This is a genomic window from Paenibacillus sp. HJGM_3, from assembly GCF_045062745.1.
Lineage (GTDB): Bacteria > Bacillota > Bacilli > Paenibacillales > NBRC-103111 > Paenibacillus_AA.
This window is the reverse complement of the sequence record NZ_JBJGED010000001.1, coordinates 53375-74121: the sequence shown is the minus strand read 5'-3', so window position 1 is coordinate 74121 and position 20747 is coordinate 53375. Positions and strand designations below refer to the sequence as shown.

Annotated in this window: 18 protein-coding genes; 8 read left to right on the top strand and 10 right to left on the bottom strand. The window is 57.1% G+C overall.

The genetic code is table 11. From position 1 onward, the window contains the following. The first annotated feature begins 106 nt into the window (after nucleotides 1-106). Complete coding sequence (gene yyaC, locus ACI5FR_RS00335) at nucleotides 107-712, top strand: spore protease YyaC (RefSeq protein ID WP_405448792.1); 606 nt, start codon at nucleotides 107-109, stop codon at nucleotides 710-712. A 9-nt stretch (nucleotides 713-721) separates the two neighbouring features. On the opposite strand, the gene ACI5FR_RS00330 is transcribed toward yyaC, so the two are convergent. Together ACI5FR_RS00330 and ACI5FR_RS00325 are read right to left on the bottom strand one after the other, a co-directional pair. Next, nucleotides 722-967, bottom strand: coding sequence for a hypothetical protein (locus ACI5FR_RS00330; protein ID WP_405448789.1), 246 nt, complete (start codon nucleotides 965-967; stop codon nucleotides 722-724). A 216-nt stretch (nucleotides 968-1183) separates the two neighbouring features. Beyond that, a complete protein-coding gene (locus ACI5FR_RS00325) occupies nucleotides 1184-1495 on the bottom strand; it encodes a winged helix-turn-helix transcriptional regulator (RefSeq protein ID WP_405449780.1) in 312 nt (103 codons plus the stop codon). 129 nt (nucleotides 1496-1624) lie between these two features. Here ACI5FR_RS00325 and ACI5FR_RS00320 point away from each other — a divergent pair, with 129 nt between their 5' ends. The 3 genes from ACI5FR_RS00320 (at nucleotide 1625) to ACI5FR_RS00310 (ending at nucleotide 3384) form a co-directional block, all read left to right on the top strand. Next, nucleotides 1625-2023, top strand: coding sequence for a DoxX family protein (locus ACI5FR_RS00320; protein WP_405448787.1), 399 nt, complete (start codon nucleotides 1625-1627; stop codon nucleotides 2021-2023). 158 nt (nucleotides 2024-2181) lie between these two features. Then, on the top strand, nucleotides 2182-2412 hold the full coding sequence (locus ACI5FR_RS00315) for an H-type small acid-soluble spore protein (protein ID WP_405448785.1): 231 nt from the start codon (nucleotides 2182-2184) through the stop codon (nucleotides 2410-2412). A 126-nt stretch (nucleotides 2413-2538) separates the two neighbouring features. Continuing rightward, on the top strand, nucleotides 2539-3384 hold the full coding sequence (locus ACI5FR_RS00310; protein ID WP_405448783.1) for an aldo/keto reductase: 846 nt from the start codon (nucleotides 2539-2541) through the stop codon (nucleotides 3382-3384). A gap of 355 nt (nucleotides 3385-3739) precedes the next feature. On the opposite strand, the gene ACI5FR_RS00305 is transcribed toward ACI5FR_RS00310, so the two are convergent. The 3 genes from ACI5FR_RS00305 to ACI5FR_RS00295 all read right to left on the bottom strand — a co-directional run bounded on the left by ACI5FR_RS00305 (nucleotide 3740) and on the right by ACI5FR_RS00295 (nucleotide 8851). Further along, nucleotides 3740-5143, bottom strand: coding sequence for an MFS transporter (locus tag ACI5FR_RS00305; RefSeq protein ID WP_405448782.1), 1404 nt, complete (start codon nucleotides 5141-5143; stop codon nucleotides 3740-3742). Between the two features lie 92 nt (nucleotides 5144-5235). Beyond that, the gene (locus ACI5FR_RS00300) at nucleotides 5236-6519 is read right to left on the bottom strand and encodes a DegT/DnrJ/EryC1/StrS family aminotransferase (RefSeq protein ID WP_405448779.1); all 1284 of its coding nucleotides are present in this window, start codon (nucleotides 6517-6519) and stop codon (nucleotides 5236-5238) included. A gap of 124 nt (nucleotides 6520-6643) precedes the next feature. Then, nucleotides 6644-8851, bottom strand: a complete 2208-nt coding sequence (locus ACI5FR_RS00295) for an AraC family transcriptional regulator (protein ID WP_405448777.1) — start codon at nucleotides 8849-8851, stop codon at nucleotides 6644-6646. 270 nt (nucleotides 8852-9121) lie between these two features. On the opposite strand from ACI5FR_RS00295, the gene ACI5FR_RS00290 reads away from it, so the two are divergent. From ACI5FR_RS00290 to ACI5FR_RS00280, 3 genes are all read left to right on the top strand, one after another. Beyond that, a complete protein-coding gene (locus tag ACI5FR_RS00290; protein ID WP_405448774.1) occupies nucleotides 9122-10786 on the top strand; it encodes an extracellular solute-binding protein in 1665 nt (554 codons plus the stop codon). Between the two features lie 64 nt (nucleotides 10787-10850). Further along, nucleotides 10851-11747, top strand: a complete 897-nt coding sequence (locus ACI5FR_RS00285) for an ABC transporter permease (RefSeq protein ID WP_405448771.1) — start codon at nucleotides 10851-10853, stop codon at nucleotides 11745-11747. 33 nt (nucleotides 11748-11780) lie between these two features. Then, the gene (locus ACI5FR_RS00280; protein ID WP_405448768.1) at nucleotides 11781-12665 is read left to right on the top strand and encodes a carbohydrate ABC transporter permease; all 885 of its coding nucleotides are present in this window, start codon (nucleotides 11781-11783) and stop codon (nucleotides 12663-12665) included. A 95-nt stretch (nucleotides 12666-12760) separates the two neighbouring features. On the opposite strand, the gene ACI5FR_RS00275 is transcribed toward ACI5FR_RS00280, so the two are convergent. The 3 genes from ACI5FR_RS00275 to ACI5FR_RS00265 all read right to left on the bottom strand — a co-directional run bounded on the left by ACI5FR_RS00275 (nucleotide 12761) and on the right by ACI5FR_RS00265 (nucleotide 16181). After that, complete coding sequence (locus ACI5FR_RS00275) at nucleotides 12761-14281, bottom strand: extracellular solute-binding protein (RefSeq protein ID WP_405448766.1); 1521 nt, start codon at nucleotides 14279-14281, stop codon at nucleotides 12761-12763. A 27-nt stretch (nucleotides 14282-14308) separates the two neighbouring features. Then, entirely contained in the window at nucleotides 14309-15178 is an 870-nt protein-coding gene (locus ACI5FR_RS00270; protein WP_405448763.1) for a carbohydrate ABC transporter permease, read from the bottom strand. 88 nt (nucleotides 15179-15266) lie between these two features. Further along, nucleotides 15267-16181, bottom strand: coding sequence for an ABC transporter permease (locus ACI5FR_RS00265; RefSeq protein ID WP_405448760.1), 915 nt, complete (start codon nucleotides 16179-16181; stop codon nucleotides 15267-15269). Between the two features lie 330 nt (nucleotides 16182-16511). Here ACI5FR_RS00265 and ACI5FR_RS00260 point away from each other — a divergent pair, with 330 nt between their 5' ends. Further along, nucleotides 16512-18752: a helix-turn-helix domain-containing protein gene (locus tag ACI5FR_RS00260; protein ID WP_405448758.1), complete on the top strand. Its 2241-nt coding sequence runs from the start codon at nucleotides 16512-16514 to the stop codon at nucleotides 18750-18752. Nucleotides 18753-18810: 58 nt separating this feature from the next. On the opposite strand, the gene lepB is transcribed toward ACI5FR_RS00260, so the two are convergent. After that, nucleotides 18811-19332: a signal peptidase I gene (lepB, locus tag ACI5FR_RS00255; RefSeq protein ID WP_405448755.1), complete on the bottom strand. Its 522-nt coding sequence runs from the start codon at nucleotides 19330-19332 to the stop codon at nucleotides 18811-18813. A gap of 77 nt (nucleotides 19333-19409) precedes the next feature. Then, nucleotides 19410-20705, bottom strand: coding sequence for a glycoside hydrolase family protein (locus ACI5FR_RS00250; RefSeq protein ID WP_405448752.1), 1296 nt, complete (start codon nucleotides 20703-20705; stop codon nucleotides 19410-19412). Between the last annotated feature and the right edge of the window lie 42 nt (nucleotides 20706-20747).

Genomic DNA, 20747 nt, shown 5'->3' with positions numbered 1-20747 from the left:
TAGATTCCATTGTACATCGATTCCTTGGGCGGTTCCAATAGGGACTGCTCCTCATTTCGGGCTTCCGCCCGCCACATTCCAGCATGAAGAAGGAGCGCGTTGCCCAGTGTCCTCGCAACCCCCAGAGCCGACCCCGAACAGGCCGCATGCGGCTGCACAGAGCCAGAAGGTCTCCCATTTATACCGGTACAAGCTGCGGAGCGAACAGCTCGCGGGCTTTTTCCAGACGATCCGGGACGAAGGCGTACGACTGGAAGCGATCACGTTCTTATGTATCGGCACCGACCGCTCGACCGGCGACGCGCTCGGCCCGTTGGTGGGCACGTTCCTGGAGGAAGCGGGTTATAGGCAGGTTGTCGGGACGCTCAGTGCGCCTTGCGACGGAAGCAATATGGAGGAGCGCGTCGCGCAGTTGCCCCCGGATGGCGTGATCATCGCGATCGACGCCTGCCTGGGCAAGCCGCAGTCGGTCGGCCAATACCAGGTGGCCAACATGCCGATCGAGCCGGGCAAGTCGGTAGGAAAGCGGCTGCCGCCGGTAGGCGACTACTCGATCGCCGCCATCGTGAACGTGGACGGTCCGAAAAAATATTGGATCCTCCAGAACACGTCGCTGCACCATGTCGTCCGTATGGCCAAAGATGTTGTAGCCGCAGTGCAAGCGGTGTTCCCTACAGGCGGCGAGGCCGATGAGTTTGTACGGGGACGTTAAAGCCCGAGCTTACGCTCGGGCTTTTCTGGCATTCAGGAAGCGGTCGCCGATCATGCCGAAGACCATATATGAGGCGATCGTCAGAGCGTAGACGAAGTAAATGTTGTAGTAATGAATGTCCGAGAATATTTCGAGAATCCAGACGGGTACGCTGAACATAAACAAGAAGATGTTGTCAGGGTCAATCCCGGTGTAATTGAACAAGCAGAGCGCGATGGCGAACAACGTAAACACTAGGGTCGCTTTTCTCTTCATGGCATCCTCCTGGGGCGCGTAGGAATCCCTGCAGCCGTCATCGCGTAGACAGGCCGCTCCTGGCGGGGACCTCACAGTTTGCCCTTAGTATGCGACATGCGGGCGGCTTCCATACTGTTACGTTCCATGGGACAGGCAGTATTGACCAGACAATAAAAAAGACACTTGGCCATCCCAGAATGGGAACAGCAAGTGTCTTTTTGGCTTCCTTATCCCTTAACCAAGCCATTGATCGCTCCACTTCTGGACTTCATCCATAACGTGCTGCAGCGCACGGCCCTTCTCCGTCAATTCGTATTCAATACGGATCGGCATCTCCGGGTAGACGCGGCGGTTGATAATCCCCTGCTGCTCCAGCTCCTTGAACCGCTCGGTCAGCATCCGGTCGCTCATCCCGGGAATCATAGCCGAGATATCCTTGAACCGCTTGGGGCCGTTTAACAAGACGCGAATGATCAGACCTGTCCAACGTTTGCCCAAGAGCTCGAAGGCATTCTCGAACTTGGGACATAAGTGCATCGAGTCCATAGAATCCATGATCATCATCTCCTGAAATTATTATAACATAGTTACTTGACAAAAGTAAGTGCAGAGAAGTAATATACTAACATAAAGTAAGAAACAAACAAAAAATCATCTCGAAGGAGTGTTGTTATTATGTTAAGCGTAGGTTTACTAATTATTCGGATCGTGATCGGACTGACGTTCGTCGGCCACGGCGCGCAAAAATTGTTCGGCTGGTTCGGGGGCTACGGGCCCAAAGGAACCGGCGGCTGGATGGAATCCATCGGCATCAAGCCCGGCGTGCTCATGGCCGTGCTGGCCGGATTGGCCGAGCTGGGCGGCGGCTTGCTGTTCGCGGCCGGCTTCCTGACCCCGCTCGCAGCCGCGCTCATCATCGGCACGATGCTCGTGAGCATTGTGAAGGTGCACGGGAAGAACGGCTTCTGGGTTACCGCAGGCGGTATCGAGTACAATACCGTTTTGATCGCCATCGCCCTTGGGGTTGCTTTCGCCGGCGCCGGGGACTATTCGCTCGATCAACTGCTGTTTTAAGGACGAACCCGCTTCACTGAAATACACCGATAGAAGCTTATTTTATCTTAATGGAGTTGTGGGCCCGATTCAAGACATTCATAAGGAAACGGTCTTTGGAGCACAATAGGGCAGTACTTTATTTTCATCCAGGATCCCTTGGGCAGGAGTTGAACCTTATGAATACGCAGCGTGCGCAAGAAATATCCGTATCCCCCGTGATGGCGGACGTCCGGTGGAACGGCACCCCGATCTACATTCAGCATGTGGATGCGGCTAACGAGATGGCGAGGATTTTCCCGCTGGGCCGTCCCGATCAGGAGCAGGAGGTTCCGGTTCGCAGTCTGGTCGAGGGTGGGTATGAAGTTCCGGATGTGCCGGTCGTTTGTCCGGCGGACGCGGGTGAATAAGTGGCAGGCGCCTTGTGGGTGCCTGCTTTTTTTGTATTGGCGGAGATTGCTTTGCGGGTGAATATTTCGTGGTTTACACTTAGGGGGAAGTAATCGTAGCGAGACGGCAAGGAGAGGAGTGGGGTTATGCTGTACCGTACTTTAGTGTCCGCATGCGTGAACGTACCCGTGATCGGGCAAGGAACATGGAAATTCGGAGAAAATCCGGCCACTGCCGGGCAAGAGATTGAAGCGTTGCGGTTCGGGATTGCCCAAGGCATGTCCCTCCTCGATACGGCCGAAGAGTATGCGAAAGGCGGTTCCGAACGGATCGTCGGCCAAGCGATCGAGGGGATGCGCGATGAGGTGTTTCTGGTAACCAAGGTGTCGGCACGAAATTGCTCGTACGAAGGCGTGCTGCAAGCCGCCGAAGCGAGCTTGGAACGGTTGAAGACGAGCTATATCGACTTGTACCTGCAGCATTGGCCGAGCGATACATATGAGGTTGCGGAAACGATGGAGGCCATGGCACAGTTGGTGCGAACGGGGATGATCAAGCACGTTGGCGTAAGCAATTTCTCCGTGAAGCTGATGGAGCAAGCACAAGCGGCATTGGGCGACATTCCGCTTGCGTGCAATCAGGTGGCATATCACTTGAACGATCGGCATATCGAGCTTGAGATCTGGCCTTATTGCAGGGAGCATGGAATCCTGGTCATGGGCTATTCCCCATTCGGCTATGCGCCTCATGTGTTCGGCAAGCCCGGATTTCCAGCGGCCGGCACCCCGGAACGCGAGCTGTTGGAGGCGATCGGCGCGAAGTATGGCAAGACCGCTTATCAGGTGGCGCTGAACTGGGCGATCCGGTTGGACGGCCTCATCTCGATCCCGAAGGCGGTCAAGCCGGAGCATCTGCTCGACAACGTCCGCTCCATCGGTTGGGAGCTGGAGGCGGAGGATCTGGAGCGGATTGAGCTTGCATTCCCACGATGAACGAGAAGACGAGCAACCGCTGTTCATTAAAACGGTATTCCTCCAAATCCTCGTCCGCCTCGTCTGAGAAACAAGAAAAACCCGGCATGAGGCCGGGTCCTTGGACATCGCATAGTAAGTCAATCTTTACTAATAACAAACCTTATTTACAATTTCAGCCTCAACTTGACTTTATTTCGCCGTTTAGTAAACACATCTTCTGTTAATTGTAAGCTCGGCCTCACTATTAACAGAAGTTTGGTTTACAAATCGCCTGAATCGCCTGATTTTCGAGTTGGGTTGTTAGCTTGGCTTTCCTATTTGTAAACATAGGTTTACAACAGCCATATTATGGGGTCTTACCCGGCCTAACCCCTCACTCCGCCCGTTTCTTCGGCCGAGTCCAGCTGAGCGCGATCAGGCCGAGCGAGAAGGCGCCGCATACGGCGAACAGCCAGCGCACCTTCGGCGCGATCTCGGCCGGATCCACGGCGTCGCCGCCGAGGTGGCCGACGAGCAGCACGGCAAGGGCGATGCCGACGATCATCCCGAGGTAGCGGATGAGCGCCAGCATGCTGCCGACGAGGCTCGCCTTATGTGCCGGGGCGCCGGCCATGATGTCCGCGTTGTTCGAGGCGAGGAACAGGCCGCTGCCCGCGCCGAACAACGCGCAATACACGGCCGCGTCCCAGGCCGTCACCTCGCTGCCGAGCATCGCGGGCAGCATGGCGAGCGCGCAGCAGACGGCCCCCGCCGTCGTCGGGATGCGCGCGCCGTAGCGGTCGCGGTACCACCCGGCCACCGGCCCCATCAGCCCCATGAAGATGGGCTGAATGGCCAGGAGCAGGCCGGTGGACCGCGTAGACAGCTGCAGCACGTTCTGCATGTAGAACGTGATCGGGATGAGCGACGCCATCTGGGCGGCGTAGAACAAGAAGGCCGACAAGTTGCCGAGGCCGATCGCCCGGTTCGTGTACAGCACCTTGTCGAGCACGCCATGCTCGAGCCGCCGCTCGTATAGGAGAAGCGCGGCCAGCAGCGCCAGACCGGCGACGCCGTACACCAGCGCTGTCGGATTCAAGCCGTGCTGCTCGGCGACCACCGCCGCATAAAGCAACAGCGCCGTGGCTGCAGCGAGCAGCGCCGAGCCAATGAGGTCGAGCGGATGATACGCCTTCTCCGTATCGGGGAACCAGCGAAGGCCGAGCACGAGCGACACGATGGCGAACGGCACATTGATCCAGAACAGGAGCGGCCAGCCGCCGATCTCCATCAGGAAGCCGCCTACCGCCGGACCGGACAGCGTCCCGATCGACATGACGATCGTGTTGATGCCGAGCGCCTTGCCGCGCTCATGGTCCGGGAAGATCGCCCGCACCATCGCCTGGCTGTTCGCCATAATCATCGCTGCGCCGACGCCCTGCACGCAGCGGGAGAGCACGACGGTGACGAGGCTCGAGGAGAGGGCGGCGAGCGCCGAACCGGCACCGAAGACGAAGAAGCCCCAGCTGTAGATGCGGCGGCGGTCGAGCCGGTCCGACAGCTTGCCCAAGATCGGCAGCAAGGCCACCATCGTGAGCAGGTAGGCGGTCACGACCGCTTGCACATAAGCGAGGGTCGTATTGAATTGATGCGCCATGGTCGGCAGCGCCAAGTTGACGATGCCGACGTCGAGCGTATTCATGAACGTCCCCAGGTTGATCACCTGCATAATGACCCAGCGATTCGGCAACGGGGCCGGAGCCTGCAGGGGAGCCTGGTTATATTGCGTCTGTGCCACAGGGGACAACTCCTCGATAAGCAAGAAGCTGCTTCCAGCCCCGGATCGGGGAAAAGCAGCTTCTTAATGATAGATTTACCTAACCCTACGATCTACTGCCGTACGAGCTGCTGATCACGAAGCGCTTGATACACCTTGGAGGTGCCCTCGATGATCTCCTCCACGTCTTGTTCCGTCAAGGTGGGAGCGATCGGCAGGAACGCCGTTCTCGGGATCAGATCGATCGCAACAGGGCACATGTCTTCGGTGTACACGACCGGATTCTTGAACGGGTAGTTGAACGGGAAGTTGTCCTTATCCGACGTCCTTTGATGGAAGATCGCAGGCGTCCGATAAGCGGGCAAGCCGGCATACAAGATGTAGGTCCCCATATTCTCAGCCGCCATCGCCTGATTGAATTTAACGGTCGCTTCCTTCGAAGGCAGGATGATGCCCAGGTTCGAGCCGATATGGCCGCCGTCCGGATCCGGGCAGCGCCGGAACTGCATCTCCGGGAAGCGGGAAGCGAGCTCGGAGCGAATCGCTTCATGGCTGCGGCGCATCGAGGCGACGATGTCCGGCAGCTTCTTCCACTGCTCGAACACGACCGCACCGGTAATGTCGCTCATCCGATAGTTTTGTCCGACGAAGGCGAACTCCTCGTCCGGGGAGTCGATGCCATACCGGGCCTTATGACGCGCGAGGCCTTGATCGTGATAGCGCAATGCGCGCTCGAACAGCTTCAGGTCGTGGGTCGCTACGGCTCCTCCCTCGCCGGCGGTTATGATCTTGTTCATCTGGAAGCTGAACGCCCCGATCGTGCCGATCGTACCACCGTACCGGCCCTTGTACTTCACGCCGCACGATTGGGCGATGTCCTCGATGACAGCGATGTTCTTGCGGCGGGCGAATTCCATCACCGGGTCCATATCGACCGGGTTGCCCAGAATCGGCACGACGATGATCGCCTTCACGTCTTCGTCGTACACTTGCTCGAGCGCGGCCGGATCCAGGTTCAGGCTGTCGTCGATATCGCAGAACACCGGGACGGCGTTGCAGCAGACGACTGCTCCGGGCGTGGCGAGGAACGTATTAGCAGGCACGATCACTTTATCGCCATAGCCGATGCCGAGCGCTTTCATCGCCACGATGAGCGAAGCGGTGCCGGAGGTGACCCCGAGTACGTAAGGGACGTTCATCTCGGCGGACATGGCGTCTTCGAGCTGTTCGGCGGCACGCTGCGGGTTGGGCGAGTAATATCGGAAAGGAGACTGTCCCAGGATGACTTTGGACGCGAAATCGGCCTCTTCCTGCCCCATGACGACCGCGCCGGGATAGTTGGGCGGCAACGGTTTGCTGCGGGCGGGAGTACCGCCTTCGATCGCAAGCTTGTTCATCGTACAACCTCATTTCATGTTAGGTTTTAGTGAATACACCCCCATTGTAAACGATTCCCGAGGCTATGGCATATCTTTATTATGTCTTTAATTGTATCGAACCTGTACTCTTTTAAAAGAATGCTCAATTCACCATCCGCCGATCGCGCCTGTACTCTCCCGGCGTGACGCCGGTCAGCCGCCGGAACATGCGCGTGAACGAATTGGCGTTCTGGTAACCCACCTTGGCCGCAATGTCCTGGATTCGCTCCTCGGTGTCCGCCAGCAATTCCTTCGCCTTGCCCATCCGGTATTCGTTCAAGTAATCGCTCATGTGCCGGCCGGTTTTGTCCTTGAAGTAATGGCGCAGATAGCCGGTGGAGATGTTCAGGCGGTCGGCGATCAATTCCTGATAAATATCGTCGCCGTAATGCTGTTCGATGAAGCGGATGACGAAGTCCACGATCGGATCGTTAGCCTCGCGTTTGTCGCGAATCAACGCTGCGGCCCGTTCGACCATATTTCCTAGAAACGCTTCATATTCCTCGGGTTCCATCAAACTTTCCATCGTGTCGAACGGCGAAGGCTCCCCTTCCGGCTGCAGCAAACCGGTATCGATCTTATGCGCCATTAACGCCATGAGCAGCTTCGACAGCAAATCGCCTGCGAATTGCGCATATTGCCAGGCGGCCGCCTCTTGCTTGCCAAGCCATTGCAGCTTGGTCTGCACGAACGTTCGCAGCGGCTCTGCATTCCCAACGTCCAGGTGTGCGGCGAGCGTACGCTCATCTTCAGGTATCCACAGCGCAAGCGCAGGTCCGCTCCCCGGTTGGGTCACGATCTGCGTCTCCGCCCGCAGCTTGCGCTGCCGGATCATCTCGCTCGCCGCCTCATAAGCGGCCGTGAACTGGGCAGGCTCCCACAATCGAGTCTGGAAGGCGATCGTCACCTGGCCGTAAGTTCGATCTTGATCGAGCTGCAGCTTCAGACCGTCCAGCATGTTCATGATGGCCGGGGAAATATCCTGTTCGGCGAAGATAATGGACAATATTCGGTTTTTCTCGATTTGAATCGTCATGGAGTCCGGGAACGCCTCCATGACGTTCCGGTTAATGCTCTCCAGCAGAGGATGGGCTTTCAATAAACCATGCACCTGGAACATTAGGAAGTGAAACGGCCGTTCGGTTTCGACCCGGCCTTGCAGCTCGGTGTCGAGCGAATGAATGCTTTTGATTTGGTCCAAGTAACTGTACTTCTGCAGCAGACTGTCTTTGCGATGGAGGGAGGCGATGATGTGCTGCATGCTCTCGCTGATTACATTGAACTCATAGACTTTGCTGCGGTGAGGGATGACGGGATTCATCTCGCGAAGTCCTTCGATGATGCGCTGGACCGGATTTTTGAACCGCACGCTGAGCAGCACCGAGATGGCGATACTGACGAGGATGGACAGCCCGAACAAAGTGAGCAGCAAGGCGCTCATCCGGTCCAATTGCGAGGCGATCGCTTCGTAAGGGACGATGCTGACGTAGGTCAGCCCGGACACAGGTCCTTTCTGATAAAAATAGTAATTGTTGTCGTACAGCATATGCGACCGATCGGTCTGCAAGGCAGGCAGGGCTCCCTCCGGCATCGCGCCGGAACCGAAGTATAGGGAACCGTTGCTATCCGTAATATAAAATCCTTCGGATGCTCCGCTGCCGGACAAGCTGCCAAACATGCGCTCCGTATCCACGAGTGCCGCCATATAGAATGGGCTGCCGATCTGATTGCGGACAATAACGGGCATATAACGGGAACTCTTCGATTCCTGGAAGGAGTCTAAGGGGGATCGTTTGAATTGGGCGGCCGGCAACACCTTCAAATGAAAATCCTCCCTGAACTGGGCGGCCCAGAATTCGGGCCCGTAGCCGGGGCTTATATAATATTTGCCAAACATGTCCTCCGCGCTGCTGTACCCGTTTTTGTCGATGACGAAGTTTTGGCCTTTATAGTAAATGAAGGCGTTTTCAACGCTCGAGTTGTATTTGATCGTAATCGCCCTGAATTGGTCGGCCAACTCGTTCACGCGCGGGAAGTTGGAATCGAAGCTGCTCTTCTTAAGCGACATTAAGGAAGCGTCGAAAAAATGCATCGTAAGCAGATCGTCAATCTGCGAAAGCTGCTTCTCGTAGCCGTCGACCTTATTCGCCAGACCAAGCGTGCTTGAATGAACCAGCTGATCGATCATCTGCCGATGGAAGAACCGGTACGCCCACCCATTGAAAGCAAAGGAGACGAGAATGATGATCATAAAGCCCAGGAGCAGCTTGCTGAACAGCGATCTGCGATTGAATCTTAACGATCTCGGCATATCGTTCCCCCTCCGGATTTTCAATCCCCGTTCTTATGAGTATAGTTAAAGAAACCGCTTTCGTCCATGGAGCCGCTCTATTCCGTTTCGAATGTTTTATTCCGTTTGGTAACAATCTGTACACGGATGCGGCTTCGAGGAAGTTCCTTCGGGGAGGAATAAAACTGTCGAAATGGTTTCTTGTTTGGCCGATCAGCCTGTTACTATGATGGGGATACGGATGACCGAGAGGTTGTTCGAACATGGGACGAAGAAAGGGGCAGAAAGAGGATGAAGCGTCAACTCGGGGCACTCGTAAGCTTATGTTTGGTAGCGGTTCCACTGATGACCGCTTGCGGCAGCTCGGACGGGAAGGAGGAGACGAAAGGCACGCCCGCTCCCGGAGCTACAGCCTCCGCAGAGAAGCAAGCGGTTCCGGACAAATATTCACCCTCCATCGAATTGACTACGGTAGGCTACAGCTTTCCCACCACGAAATTTTTCAACAATGAAGACATCAACAACAACATCTGGATGCGCACCATCGAGGAGAAGTTCGGGATAAAAGTGAAGTTCCAATGGTACGTGCCTCAAACCGAATATGACAAAAAGACGAACCTGATGATCGCCTCCGGGGAAATTCCCGATTTCTTCGCGGCGACGCCGCAGCAGTTCAAGCAGTTGGCGGAAGCCGGGCTGCTCGAGGACATGACGAAGGCGTATAACGACTTCGCGCCGGAATCGGTCAAGAAAGTGATGCAGGGAGCCGGGGAGACGGTATTGAAGTCGGCAACCCTCGACGGGAAGCTGATGGCGATTCCTTGGACAGGCGTAGCGAAGGAAGGGCCGGCGATTTTGTGGATTCGCAAAGACTGGAAGATGAAGCTGAATTTGCCCGATCCCAAGACGATTGACGATCTGGTCGCGATCTCGGAGGCGTTCACGAAGAAAGATCCCGACGGCAACGGCAAGGACGACACGTTTGGTCTCGCGATGGATAAAGATATGAAGCTGGCTGGCGGGTTCATGCAAGGCTTCGGAGCGTATCCGGACTTTTGGCTGAAGGATGCTTCGGGCAGCCTGGCGTACAACGACATTCAAGCGGAGACGCGCAAAGCGCTTGTCAAACTCAGCGAAATGTACAAGGCGGGACACTTCGATCCGGAGTTCATCGTGAAGGACACGAACAAAGTGAACGAGACGATCGGCGCCGGCAAAATCGGCATGATGATCGGCGGCCGCGGATCGGCGAATTCCCCGCTCGTCACCCTCACGCCGGAGCAGGAATGGCAGGCCTATCCGATGCCGACGACTGTCGACGGGAAACCGTTCCAGGCCGGACTGCCGCTCAACACGTTCGGCTACTACTGGGTCGTGAAGAAGGGGACCAAACATCCGGAAGCGATCTTCAAAATGATGGACTTCTGGCTGCAAACGTACTATTACAACAAGTCGGAAGAGGTTTACTACAAATACATCGTGCCTAGCGTAACCGATCAATCCGCACTATGGACTTACTCGCCGGTGAAGATCTACTTGCCGGACAACAACATCGAGAACTACCGCCAGGCTACCGCCGTTCTGGACGGCAAGCTGAAGCCGGAAGACCTGGCCCCCGAGAAGAAAAAGGTGTACGACAAAATCATGCTGTACAAGAACGGGCAGAAAAACGTCTGGGGCGAGTTCGCGCAGAACGGTCCGGGCGGCTCGGCGGGTATCATCGATCAGATTATTAAAGACAACCGGTTCGTGACGAACTTGTTCTACAGCACGCCTACGCCGACGATGGTGGAGCGGACGCAGCAATTGGACAAATTGAAGAACGAGACCTTCGTGAAGATCATTACGGGGAACTTGGGCATCGATGCGTTCGACAAGTATGTGGCCGACTGGAAAAAGCAAGGCGGAGACTTGATCACCAAAGAAGTGAACGAATGGTACTCGAAGCAAAAGTAAGGCGCAGCCCGACGTGCCGATGTACAGGGGACGCTCGGAAATATGACGGAGGAGGGCGGCAGCAATGAACGCCAAACGTCTCAGGGAGCTCCCGCTCCATCTTATGATCCTGCCTGGCGCGATCATCGTGTTCATCTATCATTACATTCCCTTGGGCGGACTGGTGATGGCGTTTCAGAAATACATGCCGGCGAGAGGCATCATGAGCTCGACCTGGGTGGGCTGGCGCAACTTCGAATACATGTTCTCGCTGCCCAGCACGCTCGAGGTGTTCTGGAACACCATCTTCATTGCCGTGATGAAGATCGTCGCCGGACTGGTCGTCCCGATCTTCACGGCCATCCTGCTGAACGAAGTGAGCCGCGCCGCGTTCAAGCGGACGGTCCAGACGATGATCTACTTGCCTCACTTCCTGTCCTGGACGATCCTGGCCGGCATTCTCATCGACATCCTGTCCCCCGGCCAGGGGATTGTGAACCAAATGCTCGGTTGGGTAGGGATCCAGCCCATCTTCTTCCTCGGCGACAACGATTGGTTCCCCTACACGATCGTCATCTCGAACGAGTGGAAGGAATTCGGCTTCAGCACGATCGTCTACTTGGCGGCCTTGTCCAGCGTCGATCCGGCGCTGTATGAGTCGGCCGTCATCGATGGCGCGGGGCGCTGGCGCCAGACGTGGCACATTACGCTGCCCGGCATCCGGCCGGTTATCGTCCTGCTGATGACGCTCAGTCTCGGCCAAGTGCTGAACGCCGGGTTCGAGCAAATCTTCAATCTGTACAGTCCCTATGTGTACGAGAGCGGGGACATTATCGACACGATGGTGTATCGGATGGGCTTGCTGGATGCCCAATACAGCTTATCTACGGCAGTAGGGCTGTTGAAATCGGTCGTCTCCCTGATCCTGATCTCGGTTTCGTACGGACTCGCCAGCCGTTTCGCCAATTACCGCATCTTTTGACGTCCAACGTCCAACAACAGGAGGGATAGCAGCATGGTAGAGAGCCCGTCCATAGGCCGCAGGCTGTTCCTGATCAGCAATTATGCATTTTTGGCGCTGCTCGCCTTTCTATGCCTCTTCCCGATCATCCACGTCCTGGCGGTGTCGTTCAGCTCGAGCGGGGCCGCTGCGGCGGGGCGGGTGGGGCTGTGGCCGATCGAATTCACGACGAAGGCGTATGCCTTCGTCTTAAATAAAGCAGAGTTTACCCGCTCCTTCGGAGTGTCGCTGCAACGACTCTTGCTAGGCACGGCCATCAATATGGTCATGTGCGTGCTGATTGCGTATCCGCTCTCCAAGGAACCGCGGGAATTCAAGTACCGGACCGTGTACGTTTGGTATTTTTTCGTGACGATCTTGTTCGGCGGGGGTCTCATCCCCACGTACATGACCGTGAAGAATACCGGATTGATGGATACGATCTGGGCGTTGGTGCTGCCGGGCGCGGTACCGGTGTTCAATATGATTTTGCTGTTGAACTTTTTTCGCGGGCTGCCTAAGGAACTGGAGGAGGCCGCGTTTATCGACGGCGCGGGACACCTCCGGACTCTCTGGAGCTTGTTCATCCCGCTGTCGAAGCCGGTGCTGGCGACGGTGCTGCTGTTCACGATGGTCAGCCACTGGAACGCGTGGTTCGACGGGCTGATCTATATGAACGATCCGACCCATTATCCGCTGCAGAGCTACCTGCAGACCGTCATCATCCAGCAGGACATGAGCGCCATGTCGGACAGCGAAGTCGAGCTCATGAAGCAGCTGTCCAATCAGACCGTCAAGTCGGCGCAAATCTTCCTCGGCGCTCTGCCGATCATTGCGGTGTATCCGTTCCTCCAGAAGTTTTTTGTAAAAGGGATCGTGCTTGGGAGTGTCAAAGGGTAGAGATGACGACCGCTCGTAAGGTTGAGGGGGCATAGCCCTAATTCGGCTAGCCCCTTCTTTCCATCCCTATTACGCACTCCATATGTGCTTAGTGCTTACTTCAGCCGATCGTAGGCGGTCTGCGTCAGCTTCATCAGCTCGTCGACGCCGATCTTCTTGGCCTCGGCTACGTATTGATCCCACTGGTCGAGCGGGCGCTCGCCCAGGACGAAGCGGGTGAGCTGCTCCGTACGGTGCTTGTCGACCGCGGTCTGCAGCAGCGCGACGGTCGACAGCTCGCCTTCGTTGAACTGCGGCTTCACGCGGTACACGCTGTCGTACTTGCGCGCCTGGTCGTAGGCCGCCCGCTGCTCGGGGGTTGCAGGGACTAGATGCGCGTCGTAGTCGAACCACGTGTAGGTTCCGTTCGTCGCGAGCCCCGTCTTCTTGCGCACGTCCGAGACGTCGAGGAATTCGGGCCGCAGCTTCTTCTTCCCGTTCTCCGTGATATACACCTCGTCGCCCGTCCCCCAGCTCATCAGCTGCTTTGCTTCTTCGCTGTAGAACCAGTCGTAGGCTTGCATCGCTTCCTTCACTTTTTTTGATTTCGCGGAGAAGGTCACGCCCGATTCGATGAAATGCGTGTACGGATTGACGGCAGAGCCGGGAATCCCGGCCGGAGGCGGCATGAACGCCAGGTTGAACGCCGGGTTCGTCTTTTTCATCGGGATGTTGAACAGGTCGAGCCGGCCGATATAGTCGAGAATCATGAACGTCTGGTCGTTCGAGACCATGTTCTGCCATTGCTGCACGTTCAGCGTCAGCCAGTCGGGCGGGATGAGACCTTCCTTATTCATCCGATGGAAGAATTCGACCATCTTCTTGAAGTCGTCCTCGATCGGACCGTAGCGCACCTTCTTCGTCTTCTCGTCGAGGAAGAACGTGTTCGTCGTGCCGAACTGGGCCGAGGTGTAGTTCATGATCGTAAGCGAAGGGCCGGTGCGGAAGGCGAACGGGAAGCTGTTCGGATACAGCTCCTTGAGCTTTTTCCCTACGGTGATGAACTCCTCGTATGTTGTAGGCGGCTTCAGGCCATGTTTGTCGAAAATGTCTTGCCGGTACATCCAAATGATGCGGTTCGTCTCGCCGAAGCCTTCATTCGGCAGCATGTACATTTTGCCGTTGGCTGCGAGAGCGGCTTTGGCGATGTCCGGGTATTTCTTCATCCACGCGGTCAGATTCGGCATCACGTTCTTATACTCGAGAATGTCGGCGAGCACGCCTTGCTGCCCGAACTTATCGGCGTCGGCCCGGCTGGCGAAAAAGGTGATGTCGGGCATATTGCCGGAAGCGACGTTCAAATTGATCGTGTCCTTCAATTCCCCGGACGGCAGCTGAACCTGGAACGTAGCGCCGGTTTTCTCCTCGATCGTCTTCCAGACCGGCCAATCTTTGTTGTACGGCCAGTTCGGATGGGCTTCGAGCAGCATCGTGAACGTGTTCTTCGGTTTCTCGGCCGCGGCTGGCTTGGAGGTTCCACCGGCGTCGGGGGACGGCTCCGCCGATTTGCCCGAGCAAGCGGCGAGCAGCGTCGTGCACAGCATAAGCGTGCTTAAAGCGATAGACCATTTCTTCATACCAGAACCTCTCCTTTTTGGTATTGGTTAACCCTTGACCGCCCCGATCATGACGCCTTTGACGAAATACTTTTGCAGGAAGGGGTAGACCAAGAGAATGGGAACGGTGGACACCATGATGGTCGCGTACTTGAGCGTTTCCTCCAGAATCACGTTGGCGTCGCCGATGGCGGTACTGTCCGCCTGATTCATCTGGCCGGCGAGCACGATGTTGCGCAGGATGACCTGAAGCGGGAAGAGATCCTGATCGCGCAAGTACAAGAGCGGCAGGAGAAAATTGTTCCACAGCCCGACCGCGTAGAACAGGCCGATGGTGGCGAACACCGCTTGCGACAGCGGGACGACGATACGGAAGAACACCCCGATATCGCTCAGGCCGTCGATACGCCCCGATTCCTCGAGCTCGGCCGGCATATTGGAGAAGAACGTCCGCATGATCAGCAGGTTCCAGGTGCTGACGGCGCCGGGCAGGACCATGCCCCAGATCGTGTCGATGACGCCAAGCGACTTCACGACGAGGAATGTTGGGATCATGCCGCCTCCGAAGAACATCGTAAAAATGATGAGCAGCGTGAAGCCGCGGTGGAACAGCATATCTCGTTTGGCCAGCGCATACGCCCCGAGGGAGGTGACGACGAGCGAGATCGCCGTCCCGACGACGACATAGGTGATCGTGTTCCGATACGCGGTGCCGATACGGGGGTCCTTCAGGACAAGCCGGTAAATGTCGAACTGAAGGCCCTTCGGATACCAGCTCACCTCGCCGCGCATGACCGGGACGTTGCTGCTGAGCGACACGGCGGCCATATGCACGAACGGATACAAGGTGGCGACGACGACCCCGAGCAGCAGGATCGTGACAACGACCGAGAAAACGGAGAACGAGCGGCGTTTCATGGATGCATCCTCCTTTCATGTTTCGGGGCCCCCCGCAAAGTACTTGGAATACCTCCAGAGCGAATCTTCACTTTGTGGGGATAGGTTTTTACCACAGACTCGTCTGCGACAAGCGACGGCTAAGCGCATTCGTGGTGACTATGAAGACGAGGCAGACGACGCCGGTAAACATGTCGATGGCCGCTGCATAGCTGAAGTTGCCGCTGATGAGCCCCGTCCGGTACACGTACGTACTCAGAATGTCGGCAGTCGAATAGGTGGCCGGGTTGTACAGGAGGAACACTTTTTCGAAACCGATCTCGAGCACGCGGCCGACGTTCAAGATGAACAGGATGATGATGGTGGAGGAAATGCCGGGCAACGTGACGTTCCACAGCTTCCGCCAACGGCTCGCGCCGTCGATGTCGGCGGCTTCGTAGAGGGCCGGATCGATCGAAGTAAGCGCTGCCAAATAAATGATCGCTTCCCACCCGATATGCTGCCAAATTTCCGAGCCTACATAGATGAAGCGGAACAGTTCGGGCTTGATCATGAAATGAATCGGTTCGAAGCCGAACGACGCGATGATCCGGTTCACGAAGCCGGTGGACGGCGACAGGAACATGACGACCATGCCCGCGACGACGACGTTCGAGATGAAGTGCGGCAAGTAGCTGACCGTCTGGACGAACCGCTTGAACAAGACGTGCTTTACTTCGTTCAGGAGCAGCGCCAGGAGGATCGGGGCGGGAAAGCCGAAGATCAGCTTATAGACGCCGAGCAGAAACGTATTGCGCAGGAGGACCCAGAAGTCCGGGCTGTGGAAGAACAGCTTGTAATACTTCAGCCCGACCCAATTGCTCGCCCAGATGCCTTTATACAGGCTGTAGTCCTTGAACGAGATCACGATGCCGACCATGGGCAAATACTTGAAGATGACATAATACAACAAGCAGGGCAGAAACATCAGCAGCAAATATTTGCTTTTGACCGCTCTCCTCCATAACACAGGCGTTTGATTCATGTCCGCAATCCCCCGATCTACAGGCTTGATGACGCTTTCAACGGATGGAGTCCACAGGCGGCACCGGCCGTCGGCGCGACGTGAACATGCTCTCAGCATACCACCCGACCCGGGATTTGGAATCCATAGCAATTCGGAAAAGTACGCAGATCTGCGGATTTCGAAAATTTGTTAACTATTCTGGAATTTGCGTAGAAAGGGGACCGGAAGCACTCTTCCGGTGGCAACCCCGGTCATGTATGATAAAATCATCCCCAAATCGCATGCCAACCTGTTCGGAGGTGAGGTCGTATCCGTCTGATTACGCGGGTTCAATTCGGCGCTTCTTCTTTGCTCCTCCGGCTCTTGCTCGGCTTTCTCGCCGTGATCGTCTTGCTCGTTTCGTTCAACTACCTCTCGTTCACCTTTTTCCAGAGCAATATCCGAGGGGAGATCATCCGTTACAACGCCCAGAACATCCGGTTCACCTCGGATCGGTATGAAGAACATTTTCAGCTTGTGCAAAAACAAATGTATGCGCTTTATTTCAACGACGAGATGAGCGGCTTGCTGATGAGCACCGGGAATGCGCGGTTTCAATTGCTGGATCGGATCAAGCAGGAGATCGTCAAGGTGGTCGGCAATCCGCTGATCTACGTGGACAATGCGATCGTAGTGTTCCAAGACCCGACCCTCACGCTGAGCCGTACGGGGACGAACGACCGGGTATCGCTGTTCGAGAAGTTTTATGCGAGTCCGGAGTATCCTGACGCCTTCTGGCAGCAGCAGTTCCAGGAGACGTATACGTCGAAAATATTCCCGATGGCCTCGTTCCGCGAGCACGCCTTCTACCAATCCGGCGAAGCGATGCCGAAGGGACAGTTCATCCCTTACATTAATAAACATTGGCAGAACAACGACTTCTACCTGGTCGCCATGCTCGATGCGGGCAAGCTGTTCCGCGCCTTCCACCGCTCGGTCAACGCGAACTTCATCATCTATGACCAAGCCAAGCGCCCGATCTACTCGACGACCGGGCAGACCGATCTGCAGCGGATCCCCCAGCTGACCGGCGACGATACTTACGTCTTGCAGGACAATACTTATTACTTTTATCGGAAAGGCGAGTTCACCGGATTCACTTATTTGAACATTGTACCGGGGGCGAGCATCTCGGAACAAGTGTCCCGGCTGAACCTGACCTTGATCCTGCTGCTTCTGCTCGCTCTGACCGTCAGCGTCGTGCTGTCCGTCTGGTTCAGCATGCGGTTCCATAAGCCGGTGAAAATGATGGTGAGCACGATCCAGAAGCCGATCGGCGGGCAGGAGGGGCTGTTCAAGAGCAAAATCCGCGAGTTCGAGCTCATCGGCCGGAAGCTGGAGGACATGCTCACGACGAATGCGAAGATCCAGCTCGACCTGATGCACAAGGACAACCAGCTCGCTTCGTTCGGATACTTGAACAAGCTGAAGAACATTCACAACGGCTCCCGCGGCGCAGTCGACTCGATGCTGTTGCAGGTGAACCGCTTTATCATTTATGAAATTACGTACAAAGACCGGTTCTGGGAAGAAATGAAGGAAGAGCCGGGGCCGCTGACTTACTGCATCTACGAATTCATTAATACCGGCATCCGCCAGGTATTCCCGACAGCGCTCACGCTGCAGGTGGAGAGCCGGCAAATGCTGACGGTGCTCGGCGACACCGACGAGACTCGACTCACCGCGTATATCGAGGAGCTATTGCAAGTGTTGAGCCACGACAAGGACTATTATTTCTTCACGATCGCGGTCTCCCCGGCCTTCCCGCCGCAGACGGACGTCACGGTGGCCTACGAGCAGACGGTCAAGCTGCTGCAGCAGCGGAAGCTGAAGGAGTCGACACAGGTCGTACGAGAGACGGCGGGACGGCCCGCCGGGCACCTATTCCCCCCTGCCCAGGAGCAGCAGTTCGACTCGAACCTCGCGGCCGGCAATACGCAGGAGCTGCTGCAGCTGCTCGACCGGCATCTCGCGCTCATGGAGCGCAAGTGCGCGACGGTGCAGCAATATCAGGAGTTCGTCGTCGAGATCGTGCAGAAGGTGCGCAAGACGTTGCACGCGCTGCGCCTGGACGATGAGGCGATCGAGCCGGTCTTGACCGGCCTGCGCACGGGAGAGAGCTTCTATGCCGGCCGGCATTATCGCCGATTCTTCAGCCGGCTGCTAGTCGCGGCGTGCGAGGAGATCCGGGGACAGCGTAAGAATGCGGACCCGACGATCGATTTTGTCCTGCACTATATCGAGCAGCACTACGCCGAGGACTTGACGCTGGAGATCGTGGCGGAGCATCTGCCGATCACGGCCGGGTACTTGTCTACCGTGTTCAAGGAGAAGACGGGCGAATACTTCGTCGACTACGTCAACGGCGTCCGGATCCGCGAGGCGCAGCGCATGCTGCTCGAGACCGATATGCGCGTGCAGGACATCGCCGTGCGAGCGGGTTACCAAAATGTGAATTCGTTCAACCGGATGTTCAAGAAGTGGAGCGGCATGTCGCCGCGCGAGTTCCGCAAGGAGCAGCTGGCCGGGGCGGTGCCGGTGGAGGAATAGAGAGAAGCCCCCCTTAGTCGTGAAGTGGCTAAGGGGGGCTTCGGTATTATTTTGCCGATTACAACGTCCCGGCGCTGGAGAACGGGTAATAGCGGAACAAGATTTTGCCTACGAGCTTGCTCTCGTCGACGAACCGGTTCGGCCACAGGTGGCCGTCGTAGCTCAAGTTGCGGTTGTCGCCGAGGAAGAAGTAATGATGGTCGGGCACCTCGACCGGACCGAAATTGTAATTCGTCACGACCGTCAAGTACGGCTCGTCGACCGCCACGCCGTTGCGGTACAGCACGCCGCCCCTCACCTCGATGGTATCCCCAGGCAGGCCGATGAGGCGCTTCACGTAGCGGACCTCGCCCTTGCCGTCTGCGTCGTGGTTGAAGACGACGATGTCGCTGTGCTCCCAATGGGTGAACTTGACGAGCTTCTCCATGAAGAGGCGGTCATTGATGGCGATGTTCGGTTCCATGGAGCCGGTAGGCACCTTCACGGCTTGCGCTACATACGTCTGCATCAGCACGCTGAGCACAACCGCGATCGCCAGCGGCAAGATCCATTCCTTCACGATCGATTTCATTCTAGGCATGTGCCACGCTCCCTTCCAGTCTATTACTATTAAACCATGTTTGCGAGAATCGAGTCAAAACCGGAAGGGGCGAGGCGTTACAGGACTTCTTTCCAGGACCCGTAATGGAAAAATGTGATCCCGGCGGCGCCGGATAGCTCGGCGGCCGTCTTGTACGTTTGGAACTGTTCGGCGTTCAGTGCGTATTCGGCGGAATTTAGGATGCCGGGGTAGACCGGGACTTCGCCTGCCGCTGCTGTTTGCTGCTTAACGACAGCTTCGAAGCTGTCCGGCGCGAGCCAGTAGTCCATCGGGCAGAGGAAGTCGACGAGCCCCTGGGCGACCCAATCCTGCCACTTCTGGCCGAAGCCGTCGTACACGCTGTCCGGCTGCAGCGGCAAGCCGCGCAGCTCGTTGCCGTACGGCGCGTTGTACCAGATCGTGGCCGACAGCTGCGTGGTCGGCCGCACGTCTTGCCCGGCGCGGCGGATCGCAGCGATCAGCGCCGTGATGAGGCCTGCGCGATACGCAGCCCAAGCCGCCGCGTGCTCGCGCAGCAGCCACTGCGCGCGCTCGCCGCGCAGGATGCGGGCGCTGTCGGCGTCGGCGTCAGCGCTTGCGGCGTCGGGCGCAGCTGCGCCTGCGGCGCTTGGCGTGAGCGCCAGCGCCGGCGGCAGCTGCACGCCGCTCTGCGCGAGGAAGCCGCTCACGCAGGCGTCGCAGAAGCAGAAGCGGTACTCGTGCCGCAGCGTAAGCTTGTCCCCGATCGGCGGGTCGTTGTACGCGTTCGACGCTTCCTCGACGAAGAAGGTGGTCCGGGTACCGTTCAGCGTCTCGATGCGGATCGGCTGACCGGGCTTCGGCACGCTGCCGAGCCAATGGCCGGCGCTCTTCGTGTCGACCGTCAGCACGCTGTCGAAGTAGTAGTACCGCACGAAATCGAGATGCACGCCGGCGAGGCCCGGGAACGTCTCGAGAAGCCGGCCGACGCCTCGGCTGATCGTCTCAACGACTTGCGGCTTGCCCGGATCGAGCACATAGGCGGTCCCGGAGACGGGCTCGTCCCAGTTGGAGATGCCGTGCACGTCGACGCAGTAGCAGTCCGGATCTTGGAACTGCAGCTCGACGCGGTTCTTCGTGCGCTGGATCAGCGCGCTGATCATGCCATGGACTTCGATGCCGGCGGATGCGCAAGCGTCCGTCAAGCGGTTCAATTGGTCGCGAATCGCGTCTTGATGGGCAGGCTGCAAGTCCATGTGGACCAGCACCTTGCCGATACGGTTGCGGCCGCACCAGTCGAGGAGCTGCTCCACTTCCTCCGGGGTGCGCGCCTCCCGGCCAAGATAGAGCCAGACGGCATTGGATGGTTTTGCGGCGGCGGATAAGGATGTCAAGTCAACCACTCCTATGTCGAGACTATTTTAATGAAGCGATAC

What these genes read in the sequence shown, in the direction of transcription:
- ACI5FR_RS00295 (WP_405448777.1), bottom strand. Translation starts at nt 8,851, where the DNA reads ATGCCGAGATCGTTAAGATTCAATCGCAGATCGCTGTTCAGCAAGCTG.
- ACI5FR_RS00300 (WP_405448779.1), bottom strand. Translation starts at nt 6,519, where the DNA reads ATGAACAAGCTTGCGATCGAAGGCGGTACTCCCGCCCGCAGCAAACCG.
- ACI5FR_RS00315 (WP_405448785.1), top strand. Translation starts at nt 2,182, where the DNA reads ATGAATACGCAGCGTGCGCAAGAAATATCCGTATCCCCCGTGATGGCG.
- ACI5FR_RS00285 (WP_405448771.1), top strand. Translation starts at nt 10,851, where the DNA reads ATGAACGCCAAACGTCTCAGGGAGCTCCCGCTCCATCTTATGATCCTG.
- ACI5FR_RS00290 (WP_405448774.1), top strand. Translation starts at nt 9,122, where the DNA reads ATGAAGCGTCAACTCGGGGCACTCGTAAGCTTATGTTTGGTAGCGGTT.
- ACI5FR_RS00275 (WP_405448766.1), bottom strand. Translation starts at nt 14,281, where the DNA reads ATGAAGAAATGGTCTATCGCTTTAAGCACGCTTATGCTGTGCACGACG.
- ACI5FR_RS00270 (WP_405448763.1), bottom strand. Translation starts at nt 15,178, where the DNA reads ATGAAACGCCGCTCGTTCTCCGTTTTCTCGGTCGTTGTCACGATCCTG.
- ACI5FR_RS00325 (WP_405449780.1), bottom strand. Translation starts at nt 1,495, where the DNA reads ATGGACTCGATGCACTTATGTCCCAAGTTCGAGAATGCCTTCGAGCTC.
- ACI5FR_RS00310 (WP_405448783.1), top strand. Translation starts at nt 2,539, where the DNA reads ATGCTGTACCGTACTTTAGTGTCCGCATGCGTGAACGTACCCGTGATC.
- ACI5FR_RS00265 (WP_405448760.1), bottom strand. Translation starts at nt 16,181, where the DNA reads ATGAATCAAACGCCTGTGTTATGGAGGAGAGCGGTCAAAAGCAAATAT.
- ACI5FR_RS00320 (WP_405448787.1), top strand. Translation starts at nt 1,625, where the DNA reads ATGTTAAGCGTAGGTTTACTAATTATTCGGATCGTGATCGGACTGACG.
- ACI5FR_RS00330 (WP_405448789.1), bottom strand. Translation starts at nt 967, where the DNA reads ATGAAGAGAAAAGCGACCCTAGTGTTTACGTTGTTCGCCATCGCGCTC.
- lepB (WP_405448755.1), bottom strand. Translation starts at nt 19,332, where the DNA reads ATGCCTAGAATGAAATCGATCGTGAAGGAATGGATCTTGCCGCTGGCG.
- ACI5FR_RS00280 (WP_405448768.1), top strand. Translation starts at nt 11,781, where the DNA reads ATGGTAGAGAGCCCGTCCATAGGCCGCAGGCTGTTCCTGATCAGCAAT.